18 protein-coding genes are annotated in these 19,164 nt (G+C 55.9%); 12 read left to right on the forward strand and 6 right to left on the reverse strand.

Features of this window, described 5'->3' with window-relative positions; translation table 11 throughout:
* The first annotated feature begins 34 nt into the window (after positions 1-34).
* On the forward strand, positions 35-1,258 hold the full coding sequence (gene deoB / locus ACR6JA_RS08740) for a phosphopentomutase (protein WP_008460097.1): 1,224 nt from the start codon (positions 35-37) through the stop codon (positions 1,256-1,258).
* A 59-nt stretch (positions 1,259-1,317) separates the two neighbouring features.
* Positions 1,318-2,037 carry a purine-nucleoside phosphorylase gene (gene deoD, locus ACR6JA_RS08745; protein ID WP_154187114.1) on the forward strand — a complete coding sequence of 240 codons (720 nt, stop codon included), beginning with the start codon at positions 1,318-1,320 and terminating at the stop codon, positions 2,035-2,037.
* Between the two features lie 156 nt (positions 2,038-2,193).
* On the opposite strand, the gene lplA is transcribed toward deoD, so the two are convergent.
* Both lplA and ACR6JA_RS08755 read right to left on the reverse strand, forming a co-directional pair.
* Complete coding sequence (gene lplA, locus ACR6JA_RS08750; RefSeq protein WP_494493904.1) at positions 2,194-3,210, reverse strand: lipoate--protein ligase; 1,017 nt, start codon at positions 3,208-3,210, stop codon at positions 2,194-2,196.
* Between the two features lie 74 nt (positions 3,211-3,284).
* Entirely contained in the window at positions 3,285-3,920 is a 636-nt protein-coding gene (locus ACR6JA_RS08755) for a YtjB family periplasmic protein (RefSeq protein ID WP_494493905.1), read from the reverse strand.
* A 204-nt stretch (positions 3,921-4,124) separates the two neighbouring features.
* On the opposite strand from ACR6JA_RS08755, the gene serB reads away from it, so the two are divergent.
* Genes serB through nadR form a run of 3 tightly spaced genes read left to right on the forward strand, consistent with a single transcriptional unit; the run spans position 4,125 to position 7,778 of the window.
* The gene (serB, locus tag ACR6JA_RS08760; protein WP_494493906.1) at positions 4,125-5,102 is read left to right on the forward strand and encodes a phosphoserine phosphatase; all 978 of its coding nucleotides are present in this window, start codon (positions 4,125-4,127) and stop codon (positions 5,100-5,102) included.
* A gap of 14 nt (positions 5,103-5,116) precedes the next feature.
* Positions 5,117-6,499, forward strand: a complete 1,383-nt coding sequence (gene radA / locus ACR6JA_RS08765) for a DNA repair protein RadA (protein WP_008460107.1) — start codon at positions 5,117-5,119, stop codon at positions 6,497-6,499.
* Between the two features lie 46 nt (positions 6,500-6,545).
* On the forward strand, positions 6,546-7,778 hold the full coding sequence (gene nadR / locus ACR6JA_RS08770; protein WP_008460108.1) for a multifunctional transcriptional regulator/nicotinamide-nucleotide adenylyltransferase/ribosylnicotinamide kinase NadR: 1,233 nt from the start codon (positions 6,546-6,548) through the stop codon (positions 7,776-7,778).
* 168 nt (positions 7,779-7,946) lie between these two features.
* Here nadR and ettA read toward each other — a convergent pair whose 3' ends face one another.
* Positions 7,947-9,614, reverse strand: coding sequence for an energy-dependent translational throttle protein EttA (ettA, locus tag ACR6JA_RS08775; RefSeq protein WP_008460109.1), 1,668 nt, complete (start codon positions 9,612-9,614; stop codon positions 7,947-7,949).
* Positions 9,615-9,856: 242 nt separating this feature from the next.
* On the opposite strand from ettA, the gene sltY reads away from it, so the two are divergent.
* Positions 9,857-11,791, forward strand: coding sequence for a murein transglycosylase (sltY, locus tag ACR6JA_RS08780; protein ID WP_494493907.1), 1,935 nt, complete (start codon positions 9,857-9,859; stop codon positions 11,789-11,791).
* 55 nt (positions 11,792-11,846) lie between these two features.
* A complete protein-coding gene (gene trpR, locus ACR6JA_RS08785; protein WP_008460111.1) occupies positions 11,847-12,185 on the forward strand; it encodes a trp operon repressor in 339 nt (112 codons plus the stop codon).
* Here trpR and yjjX read toward each other — a convergent pair.
* The gene (yjjX, locus tag ACR6JA_RS08790; RefSeq protein ID WP_494493908.1) at positions 12,182-12,709 is read right to left on the reverse strand and encodes an inosine/xanthosine triphosphatase; all 528 of its coding nucleotides are present in this window, start codon (positions 12,707-12,709) and stop codon (positions 12,182-12,184) included. The genes trpR and yjjX overlap by 4 nt on opposite strands.
* A gap of 52 nt (positions 12,710-12,761) precedes the next feature.
* Here yjjX and gpmB point away from each other — a divergent pair, with 52 nt between their 5' ends.
* Entirely contained in the window at positions 12,762-13,409 is a 648-nt protein-coding gene (gene gpmB / locus ACR6JA_RS08795; protein WP_039290109.1) for a 2,3-diphosphoglycerate-dependent phosphoglycerate mutase GpmB, read from the forward strand.
* On the opposite strand, the gene robA is transcribed toward gpmB, so the two are convergent.
* Positions 13,406-14,275, reverse strand: coding sequence for an MDR efflux pump AcrAB transcriptional activator RobA (gene robA / locus ACR6JA_RS08800; RefSeq protein WP_008460114.1), 870 nt, complete (start codon positions 14,273-14,275; stop codon positions 13,406-13,408). The two genes, gpmB and robA, sit on opposite strands and share 4 nt — an antisense overlap.
* A gap of 211 nt (positions 14,276-14,486) precedes the next feature.
* Here robA and creA point away from each other — a divergent pair, with 211 nt between their 5' ends.
* Both creA and ACR6JA_RS08810 read left to right on the forward strand, forming a co-directional pair.
* Positions 14,487-14,960, forward strand: a complete 474-nt coding sequence (creA, locus tag ACR6JA_RS08805) for a protein CreA (RefSeq protein ID WP_039300271.1) — start codon at positions 14,487-14,489, stop codon at positions 14,958-14,960.
* 143 nt (positions 14,961-15,103) lie between these two features.
* Entirely contained in the window at positions 15,104-16,006 is a 903-nt protein-coding gene (locus ACR6JA_RS08810; protein WP_494493909.1) for a LysR substrate-binding domain-containing protein, read from the forward strand.
* Positions 16,007-16,135: 129 nt separating this feature from the next.
* Here ACR6JA_RS08810 and ACR6JA_RS08815 read toward each other — a convergent pair whose 3' ends face one another.
* Positions 16,136-16,435, reverse strand: coding sequence for a CBU_0592 family membrane protein (locus ACR6JA_RS08815; protein WP_494493910.1), 300 nt, complete (start codon positions 16,433-16,435; stop codon positions 16,136-16,138).
* Positions 16,436-16,627: 192 nt separating this feature from the next.
* On the opposite strand from ACR6JA_RS08815, the gene ACR6JA_RS08820 reads away from it, so the two are divergent.
* Positions 16,628-18,217 carry an ABC transporter substrate-binding protein gene (locus ACR6JA_RS08820; RefSeq protein ID WP_213715089.1) on the forward strand — a complete coding sequence of 530 codons (1,590 nt, stop codon included), beginning with the start codon at positions 16,628-16,630 and terminating at the stop codon, positions 18,215-18,217.
* A complete protein-coding gene (locus ACR6JA_RS08825; protein ID WP_494493911.1) occupies positions 18,217-19,164 on the forward strand; it encodes an ABC transporter permease in 948 nt (315 codons plus the stop codon). The genes ACR6JA_RS08820 and ACR6JA_RS08825 overlap by 1 nt, the downstream gene beginning before the upstream one ends.

The following is a 19,164-nucleotide window of genomic DNA, read 5'->3' on the forward strand; positions in this document are numbered from 1 at the left end:
CCTATTTTATAGAGCACAAGGTACGGAGAATAATATGAAACGTGCGTTTATTATGGTGCTGGACTCGTTCGGCATCGGTGCTACCGAAGACGCAGAGCGCTTCGGAGATGTCGGCTCTGATACCCTCGGTCACATCGCGGAGGCTTGCGCTAAAGGCGAAGCTGACAAAGGCCGTAAAGGCCCTCTGAACCTGCCTAACCTGACTCGTCTTGGGCTGGTAAAAGCTCATGAAGGCTCCACCGGCAAAGTGGCAGCAGGCATGGACGGTAACGCAGAAGTTATCGGCGCTTACGGCTGGGCACACGAGCTTTCTTCCGGCAAAGACACCCCGTCTGGCCACTGGGAAATCGCCGGCGTGCCGGTTCTGTTTGACTGGGGCTATTTCAGCGACCACGACAACAGCTTCCCGCAGGAGCTGCTGGACAAACTGGTCAAGCGTGCCAACCTGCCGGGCTACCTCGGCAACTGCCACTCTTCCGGGACCGTGATCCTGGACGAGCTGGGTGAAGAGCACATGAAAACCGGGAAACCGATTTTCTATACCTCCGCTGACTCCGTGTTCCAGATTGCCTGCCACGAAGAAACCTACGGCCTGGATAAGCTTTATGAGCTGTGTGAAATCGCGCGCGAAGAGCTGACCGAAGGCGGCTACAACATTGGCCGCGTTATTGCGCGTCCGTTTGTTGGCGATAAAGCGGGTAACTTCCAGCGTACCGGCAACCGTCACGACTTAGCGGTCGAGCCACCTGCCGCCACCGTGCTGCAGAAGCTGGTTGATGAGAAGCAGGGCCAGGTTGTTTCCGTGGGTAAAATTGCGGACATCTACGCCAACTGCGGCATCACTAAAAAAGTGAAGGCAACCGGTCTGGATGCGCTGTTCGACGCCACCATCAAAGAGATGAAAGAAGCCGGCGACGACACCATCGTGTTCACCAACTTCGTAGACTTTGACTCCTCCTGGGGCCACCGTCGCGACGTAGCCGGCTATGCGGGCGGCCTTGAGCTGTTCGACCGTCGCCTGCCAGAGCTGATGGCGCTGCTGAAAGAGGACGATATTCTAATCCTTACCGCGGACCACGGCTGTGACCCAACCTGGCAGGGTACCGACCATACTCGCGAGCACATTCCGGTGCTGATCTACGGCCCGAAAGTGAAAGCCGGTTCTCTTGGCCACCGCGAAACCTTCGCGGATATCGGCCAGACGGTAGCGAAGTACTTCGGTCTTTCCGACATGGACTACGGCAAAAACATGCTGTGATCCCTTTGGGCGGGCGGTTGCCCGCCTGATTGCTAACTTTTAAAATCAAGGAATACACAATGGCTACGCCACACATTAACGCAGAAATGGGCGATTTCGCTGACGTAGTACTGATGCCGGGTGACCCGCTGCGCGCCAAGCACATCGCGGAAACCTTCCTGGAAGACGTGCGTGAAGTGAACAACGTGCGCGGCATGCTCGGATTCACCGGGACTTACAAAGGCCGTAAGATCTCCGTTATGGGCCATGGTATGGGCATCCCATCCTGCTCCATCTACGCGAAAGAGCTAATCACCGACTTCGGCGTGAAGAAAATCATTCGCGTGGGTTCCTGCGGCGCGGTTCGTGCAGACGTTAAGCTACGCGACGTGGTGATCGGTATGGGCGCGTGCACTGACTCTAAAGTTAACCGCCTGCGCTTCAAGGATCACGACTTCGCGGCTATCGCGGACTTCGATATGGTTCGTAACGCGGTTGATGCGGCAAAAGCGCTGGGCGTTGACGCTCGCGTGGGCAACATCTTCTCTGCAGACCTGTTCTACACGCCGGATCCGTCCATGTTCGACGTGATGGAAAAATACGGCATTCTGGGTGTGGAAATGGAAGCGGCCGGGATCTACGGCGTAGCGGCTGAGTTCGGTGCAAAAGCGCTGACCATCTGCACCGTGTCTGACCACATCCGTACTCACGAGCAGACCACCGCCGCTGAGCGTCAGACCACCTTCAACGATATGATCAAAATTGCTCTGGAATCCGTCCTGCTGGGCGACAAAGCGTAAGTTTTTGTTCTCGTTTTAAGGGCGCCTTAGGGCGCCTTTTTTATGCCAGATAGTTTTTCATATGAGCGAGCTAAGCCTTATCTCGACAGTAAGCGAGCCATTCCGGCAAATTGCGGCGGGAATGGCTGAGCAAGGCGAGCGGCTTCGGCGGCTGGCTTAACGAACCGCCTGAGCAATCCAGGCTGAAAGTTCTCTCAGTTCGGCTTCCTGTTCCGGGAAGCTGTAAATCAGCGTTTCGCACTCCTGCTGCAGCAAAATACTGCGGTACAGGCAGCCTTTTACCCGGGTGGCCAGCGCTTCAAGCGGGGCAGGGTTCAGGCTATCGGTGAACACCTGGGCGCGGGTGATATGCCCTTTTTCGACGTCAAAATGTAGCTCAACGCCCCCCCAGGTAAAGCGGTTGTCCAGCAGGTGCGTAAAGGCTGGCGCCTGGCCAAAATTCCACTCCCAGCTCCTCTGGCGGGCAAAAGTCTCGGCAAACCCTGGCAGATCGGGGAGCGCTTCCGGGGAGATATGCTCGGCTTCCACACGCTCGCCGTAGTGGGCGAAAAACGCTGCCGTAATCGCGTCGGCTATCTGCTCGTGGGTCAGGCCTGGCTTGATGTCGCTGAGGTTGGCGACCCGGCTTCTTACGGATGTAATGCCTTTGGCCTGGAGCTTTTTCGGATCGGGATTGAGGTAGTTTGCCAGGCGGCTCAGATCGGCATTCAGCAGCAAAGTGCCGTGATGAAACCCACGATCCAAGGTTTCCCGGTAGGCGGAACCTGAAATCTTGCGCGTACCTTCGGCGGTTTCAACCTCAAGGTCGTTGCGCCCGGATGCAGTGGCTTCCAGCCCAAGGCTCGCCAGGGCGTTCAGTACGATAGCCGTGGAAATACTCTTGTCGTATTCGGGTTTGCCGGCCATAAAAGTGAAGCAGGTGTTGCCCAGGTCGTGGAACACCGCGCCACCGCCACTGCTGCGCCTTGCCAGCCGAACGTTATCTTGCTCCATGCGCCCGGTATTGCACTCTTTCCACGGGTTCTGGGCGCGGCCAATCACCACCGTATCTGCATTACGCCATAGAAACAGAACCCGCTGAGTGGCGGGCATCTGCCGAAAAATAGTCTCTTCAACGGCCAGGTTAAACCACGGGTCGTAAGAGTCAGAGATAAGCAAACGCAAAGTCGACATAACAAAGATCCTTTTCCCAGAAGAATGGCGTCATCTTAGCATGATGCCATCTCGACGAATTTACTGAGGGAGCTTTACTTAGGCTCGTCTTCCTCTTTAACTTTCGTATTGGCGGTAAGCAGGAACGGTGATTGCTGCCAGCGGGTGCGCTTGCCGTGCAGCAGCGTGCGGGTCAGCACAATACCGATCGCGACGGCGAGGAGCAGCATCAGGCGCAGAATATTGGTGGTGTTGTCTACCTGCTTGGCTTCGGTGGCGAGCGTGTGGGTGTCCAGGGTAATGCGCAGGTAGCCGATAGGCCCGCTTTTATCGGTGATAGGTTCGACAATTTGCCGGTTGAAGTAGCTCCCGGCTTTTTGGCCATCCAGCGCCAGGCGGTCGCGAACCTCAATGTTTTCCCCTGCACGTGCAATTTGGTCACCCTCGCTGTCGTACACGGCGGCATCCAGAATACGGCTATCCTTAGTCAAAAGGTTAAGCACGGTGGAGATACGTTTTTCATCCGGATTCTCAGTTTTCATGACCGGAACCAGATTAAACGCGACCTGGCGGGAGAGGGTGCGGGCCAGCTCCTCTAACTGAACGTTTCGCGCCTGCTGGCTGCCCCGGCTGAACCAGGACGCGCCCTGCATTAGTGCCACCAAAAGTGCGAGGCAGAACAGCACAATCACTGCGCGGTGGAGCCGAAATTTAAATTTTACCCGAACCATGATGCACCTTTGGAAAATTGCTTACTTTAATGTTGCCAGAAGCAAGGCGGACAAGGTAGCCTCATGCGTTGTTTTTACCCGGATACCCTTCATCCTTCAAAGGGAAGAAGCTCAGGCTTTACGCCAGCGCGAGGAGAAAAATCCCTTGCCATCAGCCCGTAATCCGACTGCAAAAGGGTATGTTTACTTGATTCTGGAGCCGCAATGCCAAACAGTTTGACCTGGTGCGATTTGCCTAACGATGTTTCACTTTGGCCTGGGTTGCCGCTTTCCCTGAGCGGCGACGAAGTGATGCCGCTGGACTACCGCGCTGGCCGCAGTGGCTGGCTCCTGTACGGGCGTAATCTGGACAAGCAGTGCCTGACCAAATACCAGCGCAAGCTGGGGGCGGCGATGGTGATTGTGACCGCCTGGTGCGTGGAAGATTATCAGGTTATTCGCCTGGCCGGCTCTTTAACGCCGCGCGCGACCAAGCTTGCGCATGAAGCCGGGCTGGACGTGGCGCCGCTGGGCAAAATCCCACATTTGAAAACGCCTGGCCTGCTGGTCATGGACATGGACTCCACCGCCATTCAGATCGAGTGTATCGACGAGATCGCCAAACTGGCGGGAACGGGTGAAATGGTTGCTGAAGTCACCGAACGCGCAATGCGCGGCGAGCTGGACTTTACCGCCAGCCTTCGCCAGCGTGTGGCGACCCTGAAGGGCGCGGATGCTAATATTTTACGCCAGGTTCGCGACGAGCTACCGCTGATGCCGGGGCTAAAATCTCTGGTACAAAATCTCGACACGCTGGGTTGGAAAGTGGCGATTGCCTCTGGCGGGTTTACCTTCTTCGCCGAATACCTGCGCGACACATTAAACCTGACGGCGGTAGTCGCCAACGAACTTGAAATTTGCAACGGCAAGCTGACCGGCGAAGTGCTGGGGCAGATTGTGGACGCGAAGTTCAAAGCGGTCACTTTGAAGCGCCTGGCCGAAAAATATGAAATCCCCGCCGCGCAAACCGTTGCGATTGGTGACGGGGCCAATGATTTACCGATGATCCACGCCGCAGGCTTGGGGATTGCCTATCACGCTAAGCCGAAGGTGAACGAGAAGAGCGAAGTCAGTATCCGTCATGCGGATCTGATGGGCGTGTTCTGCATCCTTTCCGGTAGCCTGATTCAGGAAGAACGTTAACAAGAGGTATAAAGGTGGCGAAAGCTCCAAAACGCGCATTTGTTTGTAACGAGTGTGGTGCGGATTACCCGCGCTGGCAGGGGCAGTGCAGCGCCTGTCACGCGTGGAATACCATTACCGAAGTGCGCATCGCCGCTTCTCCGCAGGTTGCCCGCAACGAACGCCTCTCCGGCTATGCCGGGAGCGCGGGCGTCAGCCGCGTACAAAAGCTTTCGGACATCAGCCTGGAAGAACTGCCGCGCTTCTCCACCGGTTTTAAAGAATTTGACCGGGTGCTGGGCGGCGGCGTAGTGCCGGGCAGCGCCATTCTAATCGGCGGTAACCCCGGCGCAGGGAAGTCAACGCTACTGCTGCAAACGCTCTGCAAGCTGAGCGAGCAAATGAAAACCCTGTACGTCACTGGCGAAGAGTCGCTTCAGCAAGTGGCGATGCGCGCGCATCGGTTAGGCCTGCCGACGCAAAACCTCAATATGCTTTCGGAAACCAGCATCGAACAGATCTGTATGATCGCTGAGGAAGAGCAGCCGAAGCTGATGGTGATCGACTCGATCCAGGTTATGCACATGGCGGACGTGCAGTCTTCGCCGGGCAGCGTGGCCCAGGTGCGTGAAACTGCAGCCTACCTGACGCGCTTTGCGAAGACGAAAGGCGTGGCGATCGTGATGGTCGGGCATGTCACGAAAGACGGTTCTCTTGCGGGGCCAAAAGTCCTCGAACACTGTATCGACTGTTCAGTCATGCTAGATGGCGATGCCGATTCCCGCTTCCGTACTCTGCGCAGCCATAAAAACCGCTTTGGGGCGGTGAATGAACTGGGCGTGTTCGCGATGACCGAGCAGGGGCTGCGTGAAGTCAGCAACCCGTCGGCCATTTTCCTTAGCCGGGGCGATGAAGTGACGCCGGGTAGTTCGGTGATGGTTGTCTGGGAAGGAACTCGTCCGCTGCTGGTTGAGATTCAGGCGCTGGTGGATCAGTCGATGATGTCCAACCCTCGCCGCGTGGCCGTTGGCCTGGAGCAAAACCGCCTGGCGATTCTGCTGGCCGTACTCCACCGTCATGGCGGCCTGCAAATGGCCGATCAGGACGTGTTTGTGAACGTGGTGGGCGGCGTAAAGGTTACCGAAACCAGCGCCGACCTGGCGCTGCTGCTGGCGATGGTTTCCAGCCTGCGCGACAGAGCCTTGCCGCAGGATTTAGTCGTATTTGGGGAAGTCGGGCTGGCGGGTGAAATCCGCCCGGTACCCAGCGGCCAGGAGCGTATTTCCGAAGCGGCGAAACACGGATTTAAGCGCGCAATTGTGCCCCAGGCCAACGTACCGAAAAAAATTCCTGAAGGGATGCAGGTCTTCGGCGTGAAAAAACTTGCTGATGCGCTTTCTGTATTCGACGACTTATAATTGAGTAACTTGCGGGAACCGTTCCCGCTCCGGCAGGAGGCAGCGCGTGTCGTCATTCGACTATATTAAAACGGCTATTCGTCAGCAGGGCTGTACTTTACAGCAGGTGGCGGATGCCAGCGGCATGACTAAAGGCTACCTGAGCCAGTTACTGAACGCGAAAATCAAAAGCCCCAGTGCGCAAAAACTGGAGGCGCTGCACCGCTTCCTTGGGCTGGAATTCCCGCGCCGCGAAAAGAAAGTCGGCGTGGTGTTCGGTAAGTTTTATCCGCTGCATACCGGGCATATCTACTTGATCCAGCGCGCCTGTAGCCAGGTGGACGAGCTGCATATCATCATGGGCTATGATGAGCCCCGTGACCGCGCGCTGTTTGACGATAGCGCAATGTCCCAGCAGCCAACCACCGGTGACCGCCTGCGCTGGTTGCTGCAAACTTTTAAATATCAGAAGAATATCCGCATTCACTCCTTTAACGAGGAGGGGATGGAGCCTTATCCCCACGGCTGGGACGTCTGGAGCCGGGGGATTAAAGCGTTTATGGACAGCAAAGGTATTTCGCCAGACCGGATCTATACCTCGGAAGAAGGGGACGCCGCGAAGTTTACCGAACACCTCGGGATCGAAACGGTGGTGGTCGATCCAAAGCGAACCTTTATGAACATCAGCGGCACGCAAATCCGTGAAAACCCGTTCCGCTACTGGGAATACATTCCTACCGAGGTAAAACCGTTCTTCGTGCGCACGGTGGCGATCCTTGGCGGCGAGTCGAGCGGGAAGTCGTGGATGGTGAACAAACTCGCCAACATCTTCAATACCACCAGCGCCTGGGAATACGGGCGGGATTACGTTTTCTCGCATCTGGGCGGTGACGAAATGGCGCTGCAATATTCCGACTACGACAAAATTGCCATTGGCCATGCGCAGTACGTCGATTTTGCGGTGAAGTACGCCAATAAAGTGGCGTTTATCGACACCGACTTTGTAACCACTCAGGCCTTCTGCAAGAAGTATGAAGGCCGCGAGCACCCGTTTGTACAGGCGCTGATCGACGAGTACCGCTTTGATCTGGTTATCCTGCTGGAAAATAATACGCCGTGGGTGGCCGACGGTTTACGCAGCCTCGGCAGCGATGTGGACAGAAAATCGTTCCAGAACCTGCTGGTGGAGATGCTCAAAGAGAACAATATTGAGTTTATTCACGTCGAAGAGTCCGACTATGACTCGCGCTTCCTGCGCTGTGTGGATCTGGTGAAAGAAATGATGGGTGAGCAGCGGTAAAGCGTACGCTGGCCCGCACCCTACCCCTCTCCCAGAGGGAGGGGAAATAAACAATATTATGTGTCGTTTTTTCTCCCTCGCCCCTTTGGGGAGAGGGCTGGGGTGAGGGGAAAAAGTACTACGGGTGAACTCACCATAAAAAAGGCACCGTGAAGGTGCCTTTTGCATTTACTTGGTTACGCGCTTGTACTTGATGCGTTTTGGCTCCAGGGCATCTGAGCCGAGGGTACGCTTCTTGTACTCTTCGTATTCGGTGAAGTTCCCTTCGAAGAATTCGACTTTACCTTCATCCTGGTAATCCAGAATGTGGGTAGCGATGCGGTCCAGGAACCAGCGGTCGTGCGAGATAACCATCGCGCAGCCCGGGAACTCCAGCAGGGCGTTTTCCAGCGCGCGCAGGGTTTCGATATCCAGGTCGTTGGTTGGTTCATCGAGCAGCAGAACGTTACCGCCAACCTGCAGCAGCTTCGCCAGGTGCAGACGACCGCGCTCACCGCCGGACAGCTCGCCCACGCGTTTGCCCTGGTCGACGCCTTTGAAGTTAAAACGGCCAACGTAGGCGCGGCTTGGCATCTCGGTGTTGCCGATACGCATAATATCCTGGCCGCCGGAGACTTCTTCCCACACGGTTTTGCTGTTATCCATGGCGTCACGGAACTGATCAACGGAAGCCAGTTTCACGGTCTCGCCGAGGGTGATAGAGCCGCTGTCAGGCTGTTCCTGACCGGACATCATGCGGAACAGGGTGGATTTACCCGCGCCGTTCGGACCGATGATGCCGACGATGGCGCCTTTCGGTACGGAGAAGCTCAGATCGTCAATCAGCAGGCGGTCGCCGTAAGATTTACGCAGGTTGTTAACTTCCACCACTTTATCCCCCAGGCGTGCGCCAGGTGGAATAAACAGTTCGTTGGTTTCGTTACGTTTCTGGTATTCGGTGTTGTTCAGCTCTTCGAAGCGTGCCAGACGGGCTTTGCCCTTAGACTGACGGCCTTTAGCGCCCTGACGAACCCACTCCAGCTCTTTCTCAATGGATTTACGGCGAGCCGCTTCCGTTGAGGCTTCCTGCGCCAGGCGCTGATCTTTCTGCTCCAGCCAGGAGGAGTAGTTACCTTCCCATGGAATACCTTCCCCACGGTCAAGCTCGAGGATCCAGCCGGCGACGTTGTCGAGGAAGTAACGGTCGTGGGTGATCGCCACCACGGTGCCCTCGAAGTCGTGCAGGAAGCGTTCCAGCCATGCCACGGATTCTGCATCCAGGTGGTTGGTTGGTTCGTCGAGCAACAGCATGTCTGGTTTTTCCAGCAGCAGGCGGCAAAGCGCAACGCGGCGGCGTTCACCCCCGGACAGCTTCTCGATTTTTGCATCCCAGTCCGGCAGGCGCAGGGCATCGGCGGCGCGCTCCAGCTGCACGTTCAGGTTATGACCGTCGTGCGCCTGGATGATTTCTTCATACTTGCCTTGCTGCGCGGCCAGCTTATCGAAGTCCGCGTCCGGTTCGGCGTATTTGGCGTAGACTTCATCCAGGCCTTTCAGCGCGTTAACCACTTCGGAAACCGCTTCTTCTACGGACTCACGTACGGTGTGTTCCGGGTTCAGCTTAGGTTCCTGCGGCAGATAGCCGATCTTGATGCCTGGCTGTGGACGGGCTTCGCCTTCGATATCGGTATCGATGCCGGCCATGATGCGCAGCAGGGTGGATTTACCGGCACCGTTCAGACCCAGTACGCCGATTTTGGCGCCAGGGAAGAAGCTGAGCGAAATATTTTTCAGAATATGTCGTTTCGGCGGGACAACTTTGCCGACACGATGCATGGTATAAACGAATTGAGCCACAGTGCGACTTTGCCTCTTTTATCGTGATGTAAGATGGTACTTAACAAAGGCGAAGTGTAGCGGTTTTCACGGTCTAATCCCAGCGGGGTATCGTGCTTCTGCCGCGCAGGGCGTCTTTATACGTTTCATGACCAAAATATCCCTTCCGGACGTGGCGTATTGCGTCTCCCCTGGTTAGCATGAATGCATTCGCTTATTGCAGCGCAGGCATGATGCCGTCAGGAAAATAATGAGGAGAAGGTGTGGTAAAAGCCAAACAAGTCGTATGGCAGTTGCTTGCCGCGGGCGTTAGCCTGGTGATGTTAAACGGTGCGGTACGTGCAGATTCTCTCGATGAGCAGCGAAACCGCTACGCGCAAATTAAACAGGCCTGGGATAACAAGCAAATGGACGTGGTGCAGCAGCTCATGCCCACGCTGCAGGCCTATCCTCTTTATCCTTATCTTGAATACCGCCAGCTCACCGATGACCTGATGAACGAGCCGACCGTCGCGGTGGCTCAGTTTATCCAGGCGAACCCAACTTTGCCTCCGGCGCGTACCTTAAGCTCCCGGTTTGTTAACGAGCTGGCAAGGCGTCAGGACTGGCGAGGTTTGCTGGCCTTTAGCCCCGAGCCGCCTGCCACTAACGAAGCAAAATGTAATTACTACTTTGCCAAATGGAATACCGGGCAAGCGGATGCCGCCTGGGCCGGTGCGAAAGAACTTTGGCTGACGGGAAAGAACCAGCCATCAAGCTGTGATGCGCTGTTTTCGGCGTGGCGAGCTTCCGGCACGCAGGATCCTCTGGCTTACCTCGAGCGAATTCGTCTGGCGATGAAAGAGGGGAATACCTCACTGGTGAACGCGCTGGCGAACCAGATGCCGACGGAATATCAGACCATCTCTAGCGCCCTGGTCAGCTTGCAAAATAATCCCAGCACGGTGCTGACTTTCGCCAATACGGTGGGGGCGACGGACTTCACTCGCCAGGCGGCCGCTATCGCCTTTGCAAGCGTTGCCCGTCAGGATGTAGAGAATGCTCGCCTGATGATCCCGTCCCTGGCTCAGGCACAGAAATTGACCGAGGAGCAGGTGCAGGAATTGCGTGACGTTGTGGCCTGGCGATTGATGGGCACCGACGTAACGGATGAACAGGCTCGCTGGCGGGATGACGCCATTATGCGCTCCCAGTCCACCTCGTTGATTGAGCGGCGCGTGCGCATGGCGCTGGGTGCGGGCGATCGCACAGGACTCAATACCTGGCTGGCGCGTTTGCCAATGGAAGCCAAAGAGAAAGACGAATGGCGCTACTGGCAGGCTGATTTACTGCTGGAGCGGGGGCGTGAAGACGAAGCGAAAGGGATCCTGCGTGCCCTGATGCAGCAGCGCGGCTTCTACCCGATGGTTGCCGCACAGCGGCTTGGAGAAGAATACCCACTGCGCGTGGATAAAGCTGAACCCGTGAATCCGGTGCTGGTGCAGGGGCCTGAAATGGCCCGTGTCCGCGAGCTGATGTACTGGAATATGGACAACACCGCGCGGAGCGAATGGGCAAACCTGGTCACCAGCCGCAGCAAGCAGGAGCAGGCCGGGCTGGCGCGCTATGCTTTTGAGCAAGACTGGTGGGATCTTAGCGTGCAGGCAACTATTGCCGGCAAGCTGTGGGATAACCTCGAAGAGCGCTTCCCGCTGGCTTATAAAGGCACCTTTGCCCGCTACGTTAGCGGCAAAACTGTGCCACAAAGTTATGCCATGGCGATTGCCCGCCAGGAAAGTGCCTGGAACCCGAAAGTGCGTTCCCCTGTGGGGGCAAGTGGCCTGATGCAGATCATGCCGGGCACCGCCACCCATACGGTGAAGATGTTCAGCATTCCAGGCTACAGCAGCCCGGTGCAGCTTCTGGATCCTGACACCAACATCAATATCGGTACCAGCTACCTGCAGTATGTGTTCCAGCAGTTTGAGAACAACCGTATATTTGCTTCCGCCGCCTATAACGCAGGGCCGGGGCGCGTGCGGACCTGGCTGGGTAACAGCGCAGGGCGGATTGACGCCATCGCATTTGTGGAAAGCATTCCGTTCTCTGAGACGCGTGGATATGTGAAAAACGTGCTGGCCTACGATGCCTATTACCGCTATTTCATGGGGCAGCCGGACAAGATTCTGTCTGACAGCGAGTGGCAGCGGCGTTACTGATTGCGCGGAGAGTATGTTATGCTGCCGTACTAGTTAAAGAGTATGGTGGCCTGACATGACTCAGCTCTCTCAGTATTCGGCGGAACAGGCCGAGCAAAGTAATAAAGAGTGGCTCCGCTTTGTGGGGCTGTTACAGCAAGCTTTTGGGCAGGAGCTTCACATGCCTCTGCTGACGCTGCTGTTGACGCCGGATGAGCGTACGGCGTTAGGCACGCGAGTACGCATCATCGAAGAGTTGTTGCGCGGTGAGCTTAGCCAGCGTGAGCTGAAGAATGAACTGGGCGCGGGGATTGCAACCATCACCCGCGGCTCTAACAGCCTGAAAGCTGCGCCGACGGAGCTACGGGCGTGGCTGGAAAAAGAGCTGCTGCAGGGTGGCAGCTCAAACCGCTAAATATTTTCCCGGCAGTAAATTTCGTTATGAAATGGACTTAGCGCCAGAATCACCGCCTGATAGTAAACGCTACTCCGCGTGAGCTTTCCGGCGGTGAACACCCCAATCGCTCCCTCTTTACGCCCAATCTCATTGATACCCGTATACTCGGACATCACCGGCCCCAGAGCGTTGCCTGCGCTGACTTTCTGCAGAATGATGTCTGGCAGCGGCAGGGTCGCCGAACGAGCTTCGCCGCGCTGCTGGCGGTTCTCGATCACCACCCAACTGAAGGTGCTACCTTCGTCGATACCGGCCTCAATAGCGACCCAAAAGTCGGCATCTGGTCTGATCTCCCGAGCATTCGCTACTCTGCATCGTGCGCCAGTTCGCGTTTCCTGACAGCCGTTGGGCTGTTCCGGCACGCCACTATCGACGACCACGGGCTCAATATGGCAGGATCCTTCGCCATAAATCTCGCTAAACGCCTGCAGAATCGCCTGAATTTTGGCGGGATTGGTTGTTGCAGCTACGACATGGTTCATAATAAGTCAGAACTCTCGATATTTCGTGACCGGAGTATAACGGAAAAAACGCATGTTACAGGTATACCTTGTTCGTCATGGCGAAACGCAGTGGAATGCTGAGCGCCGCATTCAGGGGCAGTCAGACAGCGCGCTGACTGAAAATGGAGAACGTCAGGCCTGGCAAGTGGCCGAACGAGCCAGAGCCCTTGGCATCACCCACATCATCAGCAGCGATTTAGGCCGTACTCGCCGCACCGCAGAGATCATCGCCGAAGCCTGTGGCTGCGAGATTATCCTGGATGCCCGCCTGCGCGAGCTCAATATGGGCGTTCTTGAACGCCGCAAAATGGACTCGCTGACCGAAGAGGAAGAGGGCTGGCGGCGTCGTCTGGTGGACGGTACGCCGGACGGGCGTATTCCCGAAGGCGAAAGCATGCTGGAACTGAGTAACCGCATGCACGAAGCCCTGAACGCCTGCCGGGAGCTGCCGGCCGGAAGCCGACCGCTGCTGGTGAGTCACGGTATGGCGCTGGGCGGACTGGTGAGTACGATTCTTGGCTTACCGGCGTGGGCGGAACGTCGGCTGCGTCTGCGCAACTGTTCGATTTCCCGCGTGGATTATCAGCACAGCCCGTGGCTGGCGTCTGGGTGGGTGGTTGAAACAGCAGGAGACATCTCGCATCTTGATGCCCCTGCCCTGGATGAAATTCAGCGTTAACGGCGAACCGGGATCAGGTATTCACAGCGGATATGCATCGGCACATCCTGATCCCGCGTTTCATCCTGAGGATAGAAACGTTCGATGTCCTGACCTTTACGGCGCGTCAGGTTGAGTGATGGCATGCAGGTGCCATAAACCGTCAGGATAAAGTCCTGCAGCCCGGTGCCCAATCCTTCATAGTTAAACTGCACATAATCCCCCCCTTCCAGCACCACCGGATGCGAGTCCGGTAGGAAACCATTCGCCAGCTCAGGCGTGAGCGCCGTGGTGTAGAAGACTTCCTGTTCGTCGTCTTTTTCCGAGCTTGGGCGAGGCTCATGTAGGCCGTATAACACCCGCGGGATGGTCGGTGAGTTCCCGAGGAACTGCGTCCAGAACTGGATGCGCATCTCATTACGGAAGTCGGAGATTTGCTCCAGCGTGCAGCTGTAGCTTTGCGTGACCCCAACCAGATGCGTTTCCGGCATCGTGATGAAGTGGGCCTGCGGCGGCGTAAACTCGCCGAGACGCAGCGGCGGGCGCATACCGAAAGCGCTCCAGTCAGGAGAACGACGGTAGAGCGCCGGCGTCTGAGCAAACTGCTTTTTAAACGCACGGGTAAACGTCTGCTGCGAGTCAAAGCGGTACTGAAGCGCGATGTCGAGAATAGGGCGCGCAGTCAGGCGCAGCGCAACGGCGGATTTGGAGAGTCGGCGGGCGCGAATATAGGCACCAATAGCGTGCCCGGTAACCTCTTTAAACATCCGTTGTAAATGCCACTTGGAATAACCTGCCTTTGCCGCCACATTATCAAGGGCGAGAGGCTGGTCGAGGTGGCCCTCCAGCCAGCTAAGAAGATCGCGAATGATCCCAGCCTGATCCATAAAATATCCTCATCCATACAAGCGAATGCCTGTTTACTAAGGTAGCGGATAATAGCATTTTTGTAGTTTATGCATTCAGCGTTTTTATTTAACAAGTTGTGCCAAATTTGCCGATTATGGAGGCAGGTTTTGCTAATAATGTGATATTCAACGGTTTTTTGTCCAATTGTTGAATAGTCCCGTAGGGTAATTTTTATACAATGGTAACAATATGAAATATAAAGCTTTAGCACTTTGCAGTGCGCTTCTGGCCGTAAGCTACGGCGCGAGCGCGGAGCAGATCGGGTCGGTGGATACCGTGTTTAAAGTCTTTGGCCCTGACCACAAGATTGTCGTCGAAGCGTTTGACGATCCCGATGTGAAGAATGTGACCTGTTATATCAGCCGCGCAAAAACCGGCGGTATTAAGGGTGGCCTCGGATTAGCTGAAGACACGTCTGATGCGGCCATTTCCTGCCAGCAGGTAGGCCCGGTTGAGCTCAGCGATAAGATAAAAGCGGGCAAAGCGCAGGGCGATGTGGTGTTCCAGAAGCGAACTTCGCTGGTGTTTAAAAAGCTGCAGGTGGTGCGTTTCTATGATGCGAAGCGCAATGCGCTGGCCTACCTTGCCTACTCTGACCGCGTTGTTGAAGGATCGCCGAAGAACGCCATCAGCGCGGTGCCGATTATTCCGTGGAATAAATAATCTACGCTACTGGCGCTGAACGGATGCCTCCACGCGTGATCGGCATGAGAAGCCTGATGTATTTCTAATGCATCAGGCTTGTCAGTTCTTGCCTTCCTTATTAGTGTGTTATGACCGTGCCGTTGCCTTCTAAGGCTTCTTTGATGCAGATCGAGCCTCTACCGCCCCTGAATACCCTTATCGCCTTCGAATGCGTGGCCCGCTATGGCAACATTTCGCGTGCGGCGGAGGAACTTAACCTGACGCAAAGCGCAACCAGCCGGCAAATTCTGCAGTTGGAGGAGATGCTCGGCTGCAAGCTCTTTACTCGTACCCAGCGGCGAGTGCTGCTCACGCCACGCGGTGAAGCTTATGCCGAGCGGGTCAGGCAGCAGCTGGCGGCCCTGTCGCATGCTACGGCAGAAGTGATGGGCTGGACCGGGTTGCCGCAGGTCACTATCGCCTGTACCAGCGCCATGAGTTCGCTGTGGCTGTCATCCCGGCTTTCTGCCCTGCATCGTGAGCTGCCAGATTTGCAGATTCGCATGAAAATTACCGACAACTTCTCAGAGCTGCGCTCATCGGAATTTGATCTGGCTATTTTTTACTTGCGAAGTGTGCCTGTCGGCTTTCACGCCACGCCGCTCTTCGATGAAGTCTGTTATCCCATGTGCTCCCCGGCTTTTCTGTCTCGCATTGGTTCAGACGCTCCGGCGGAAGCGCTGCTGCAGCACACGCTGCTGATTCAGGACGATCCGCAGCGGGAGTGGACCGGGTGGAACGACTGGTTTGCTTCGCAAAATATTTTGAGCTTTGTGCCAAGGCAAACCTGGCGAGCCAATAACTATCCGTTTTTGGTGGAGACGGCGGTGCGCGGCGACGGGATATTACTCGGCTGGGAAGGGCTGGTGCAGGATTATCTTAACCGGGGCGAACTTGTCGCGGCGCACTCTGGCAAGCTGGCCGCCGCCAGTAAATGTTTCCTGCTTATCCCCCAGGATCGCTACATGAAGCCGGTTGTTCGCCATGTGATGAGCTGGCTGCAGCGCCAACCTTTGGCGGAATAAGCAGAAAATAGATGTAAATCACAAAAGACGATTATTTTAGTATTTGGGTCATCAATAAATTATCTGCTTATTTTATTAGCCATAACGTTTTCTTATATAATGCGACGGGAAATAAGTGATGAATCACATTTAATCCTTTGGTTTATTTATCGTCTCTAAATCCAAAGGCACTATTTTATTTTTCATCTCTGCGCGTCGACGATAAGAAGTATGCATACCTACAAGTGTGAAAACCAGCCACATCGACTGCGATATTACCGACGCTAAATTAAAATCATGGCTGAGAGAATACAGCCCGCCCACGCAGCCTGCGATGTTAAGACAGGCATAACAATTTGAATCTATTGATAACCTTCGCATTTGGACCAGGGCGTATGCCAGCAGGTAACAAAACACGCCAATTAAACCTACAAGGGTATGCAGTTCCACTTTTTCTTTCCTGATGCGACTCCGTGAACGGGAAATTATCTTTTTTGCCGTGGGTCTGCCGTGCATTTTTTTCATAGTCTGATACGAAAAACTCATGCCTCAGTGTTTAGCTGTTTTGATATAAATCATAAATAGATGTGCTATGGCATCTGGCCGGTGGTCAGACAAACAAATAATAACGGAGAAAAATAAATGAAAGACGATCGTACAGACGAAAAAAAATACCTGCAAGGCGTGAGCATGAGCCGCCGTTCATTTATCAATACGGCGGCGCTGATTGGTATGGGCAGTGCGTTATCGCTGTCGCCGCTGGCGGGTTTTGCTGCCGAAGCGACGCCTAAAAAAGGGGGCGTGCTGAAGCTGGGCATGTCGGGCGGCAATACTAGCGATTCTCTGGATCCTACGCTCTTTAGCGACTGGGTGCCGCTTAACCAGGCGTATATGCTGATGAACGGCCTGGTGGAAATTGATGAGAATAACCAGGCCACGCCGGAGCTACTGGAAAGCTGGGAAGCGAAGCCGGGCGCGCAGGAGTGGACCTTTAAAGTGCGCCAGGGCGTGACCTTCCACAACGGCAAGGCGCTTACCGTGGAAGACATCCTTTACTCGATTAACCTCCACCGTGGCGACCAGTCTCGTAGCGCGATTAAAACGCAGCTGGCGGCCATCAAAGATCTGAAGAAAAGTGGTGAGAACGAAATTACCCTGACGCTGGATAGCGGCAACGCCGACTTGCCGTTCCTGCTGGCGGACTACCATCTCGTTGTGGTGCCGGACGGTTTTACCGACTGGAAACACCCGATTGGCACCGGCGGCTTCGTCTTTGATCAGTACCAGCCGGGCGTGCGCTCCTACTTCAAACGTAATCCGAATTACTGGAAGCCAAACCGCGCGTTTGTGGACGCTGTTGAAGTGCTGGTGATTAACGATGCGACCGCGCGTACCAACGCCCTTATTTCGGGCCAGGTACACGCCATCAACCGCGTGGACTTTAAAACCGTCGATTTCCTGAAGCGCAGCCCGGCGCTGAACATCGTGCGGGCGGCCGGCGGGCAGCATTTCACCTTCCTGATGGACTGCCGCGTAGCACCGTTCAACAACAATGACGTTCGGACGGCGATTAAATACGGTATCGATCGCGAGAAATTACTGGCCACCGTGCTGCGGGGTTACGGCACACTGGGCAACGATCATCCGATCCCGAAAACCGATCGCTTCTTCAATAAAAGCCTGGAACAGCGCGCCTACGATCCTGACAAGGCTAAGTTCTTCCTGAAAAAAGCCGGGCTAAGCGCGCTGCCGCTTGAGCTGTCGTCCTCTGATGCTGCCTTTGCCGGGGCGTTGGATGCCGCCGCATTGTTCCAGGGGGAAGCCGCAGCAGCGGGAATTCAGGTCAGCATCAAACGCCAGCCGGCAGACAGCTACTGGGATGACGTCTGGATGAAAGCGCCGTTTAGCATGGGCTACTGGGGCGGGCGTCCAACGGCGGATCAGATGTTCTCCACCGCCTGGCAGTCCACCGCCAAATGGAACGATACCCACTGGAAGAATGACCAATTCGACAGCCTGCTGATTCAGGCGCGATCGCTGCTTGATGACCAAAAGCGGGCAGAGATCTACGGTGAGCTGCAAAGCATTGCCCGGGATGACGGCGGCGCGATGATCCCGCTGTTTGGCGACTATCTGGACGCCACCAGCAAAAAAGTCGGCGGTGTGAAACCTCATCCGCTCTTCAACTTTATGGGTGGCCGCCTGGCTGAGCGCGTCTGGCTGGAGTCCTAATGAAAAAACAGATCCTTCATCGTTTATTGCTGGGCGTGCTGACGCTGTGGCTGGTTTCGGTTCTGATCTTCGTCGGCACCGAGCTGTTGCCCGGCGATGTGGCGAGCGCCATCCTCGGCCAAAACGGCACGCCGGAAACCATCGCCGCGCTGCGTCTACAGCTTGGGCTGGATCAGCCGGCGGTTTATCGCTATCTGCATTGGCTGTCCGGCGTCTTGCACGGTGATTTAGGCACTTCGCTTGCCAACAACCAGCCTATTGGCGCCGAGCTGCTGCCTCGCCTGGCGAACACGCTGTTTCTTGCGCTGTATGCCGCGCTGATCGCGATTCCGTTGGCGATCGTATTGGGGATTGCCTCTGCGGTGTGGCGCGGTTCCTGGTTTGACCGCCTGGCGAACACGCTGACGCTGATGAGCATTTCGGTGCCGGAGTTTTTTGTCGGCTACGTGCTGGTGATCTTCTTCGCGATTCGTCTGGCCTGGTTCCCCAGCCTTGCGCTGGTCGACCCGGATGCCGGCCTTCTCGACAGGCTTTATGCCTGTACGTTGCCGATGCTGACGCTGGTGCTGGTGGTGCTGGCGCACATGCTGCGCATGACGCGCGCTTCAGTCGGCGCGGTGATGTCCAGCAGCTACATCGAAACGGCGCTGCTAAAAGGGCTTTCCCGCTGGCGCATTGTGCTCAGCCACGCGCTGCCCAACGCGCTGGCGCCAATCATCAACGTGATTGCTTTTAACCTGGCCTATCTGGTGGTGGGCGTCATCCTGGTTGAGGTGGTCTTTGTTTATCCGGGCATCGGGCAACTGATGGTGGATGCGGTGACAAAACGAGATTTGCCGGTGGTGCAGGCCTGCGGGCTGCTTTTTGGCGGGACTTATATCCTGCTGAACACGGCGGCAGATCTGCTGGCCATTTGGTGCAACCCACGACTGCGGCATGCGAGGTAG

It is taken from the genome of Cedecea sp. B1(4) (assembly GCF_059414925.1).

What these genes read in the sequence shown, in the direction of transcription:
- deoB (WP_008460097.1), top strand. Translation starts at nt 35, where the DNA reads ATGAAACGTGCGTTTATTATGGTGCTGGACTCGTTCGGCATCGGTGCT.
- deoD (WP_154187114.1), top strand. Translation starts at nt 1,318, where the DNA reads ATGGCTACGCCACACATTAACGCAGAAATGGGCGATTTCGCTGACGTA.
- lplA (WP_494493904.1), bottom strand. Translation starts at nt 3,210, where the DNA reads ATGTCGACTTTGCGTTTGCTTATCTCTGACTCTTACGACCCGTGGTTT.
- ACR6JA_RS08755 (WP_494493905.1), bottom strand. Translation starts at nt 3,920, where the DNA reads ATGGTTCGGGTAAAATTTAAATTTCGGCTCCACCGCGCAGTGATTGTG.
- serB (WP_494493906.1), top strand. Translation starts at nt 4,125, where the DNA reads ATGCCAAACAGTTTGACCTGGTGCGATTTGCCTAACGATGTTTCACTT.
- trpR (WP_008460111.1), top strand. Translation starts at nt 11,847, where the DNA reads ATGACTCAGCTCTCTCAGTATTCGGCGGAACAGGCCGAGCAAAGTAAT.
- yjjX (WP_494493908.1), bottom strand. Translation starts at nt 12,709, where the DNA reads ATGAACCATGTCGTAGCTGCAACAACCAATCCCGCCAAAATTCAGGCG.
- gpmB (WP_039290109.1), top strand. Translation starts at nt 12,762, where the DNA reads ATGTTACAGGTATACCTTGTTCGTCATGGCGAAACGCAGTGGAATGCT.
- robA (WP_008460114.1), bottom strand. Translation starts at nt 14,275, where the DNA reads ATGGATCAGGCTGGGATCATTCGCGATCTTCTTAGCTGGCTGGAGGGC.
- creA (WP_039300271.1), top strand. Translation starts at nt 14,487, where the DNA reads ATGAAATATAAAGCTTTAGCACTTTGCAGTGCGCTTCTGGCCGTAAGC.
- ACR6JA_RS08810 (WP_494493909.1), top strand. Translation starts at nt 15,104, where the DNA reads ATGCAGATCGAGCCTCTACCGCCCCTGAATACCCTTATCGCCTTCGAA.
- ACR6JA_RS08820 (WP_213715089.1), top strand. Translation starts at nt 16,628, where the DNA reads ATGAAAGACGATCGTACAGACGAAAAAAAATACCTGCAAGGCGTGAGC.
- ACR6JA_RS08825 (WP_494493911.1), top strand. Translation starts at nt 18,217, where the DNA reads ATGAAAAAACAGATCCTTCATCGTTTATTGCTGGGCGTGCTGACGCTG.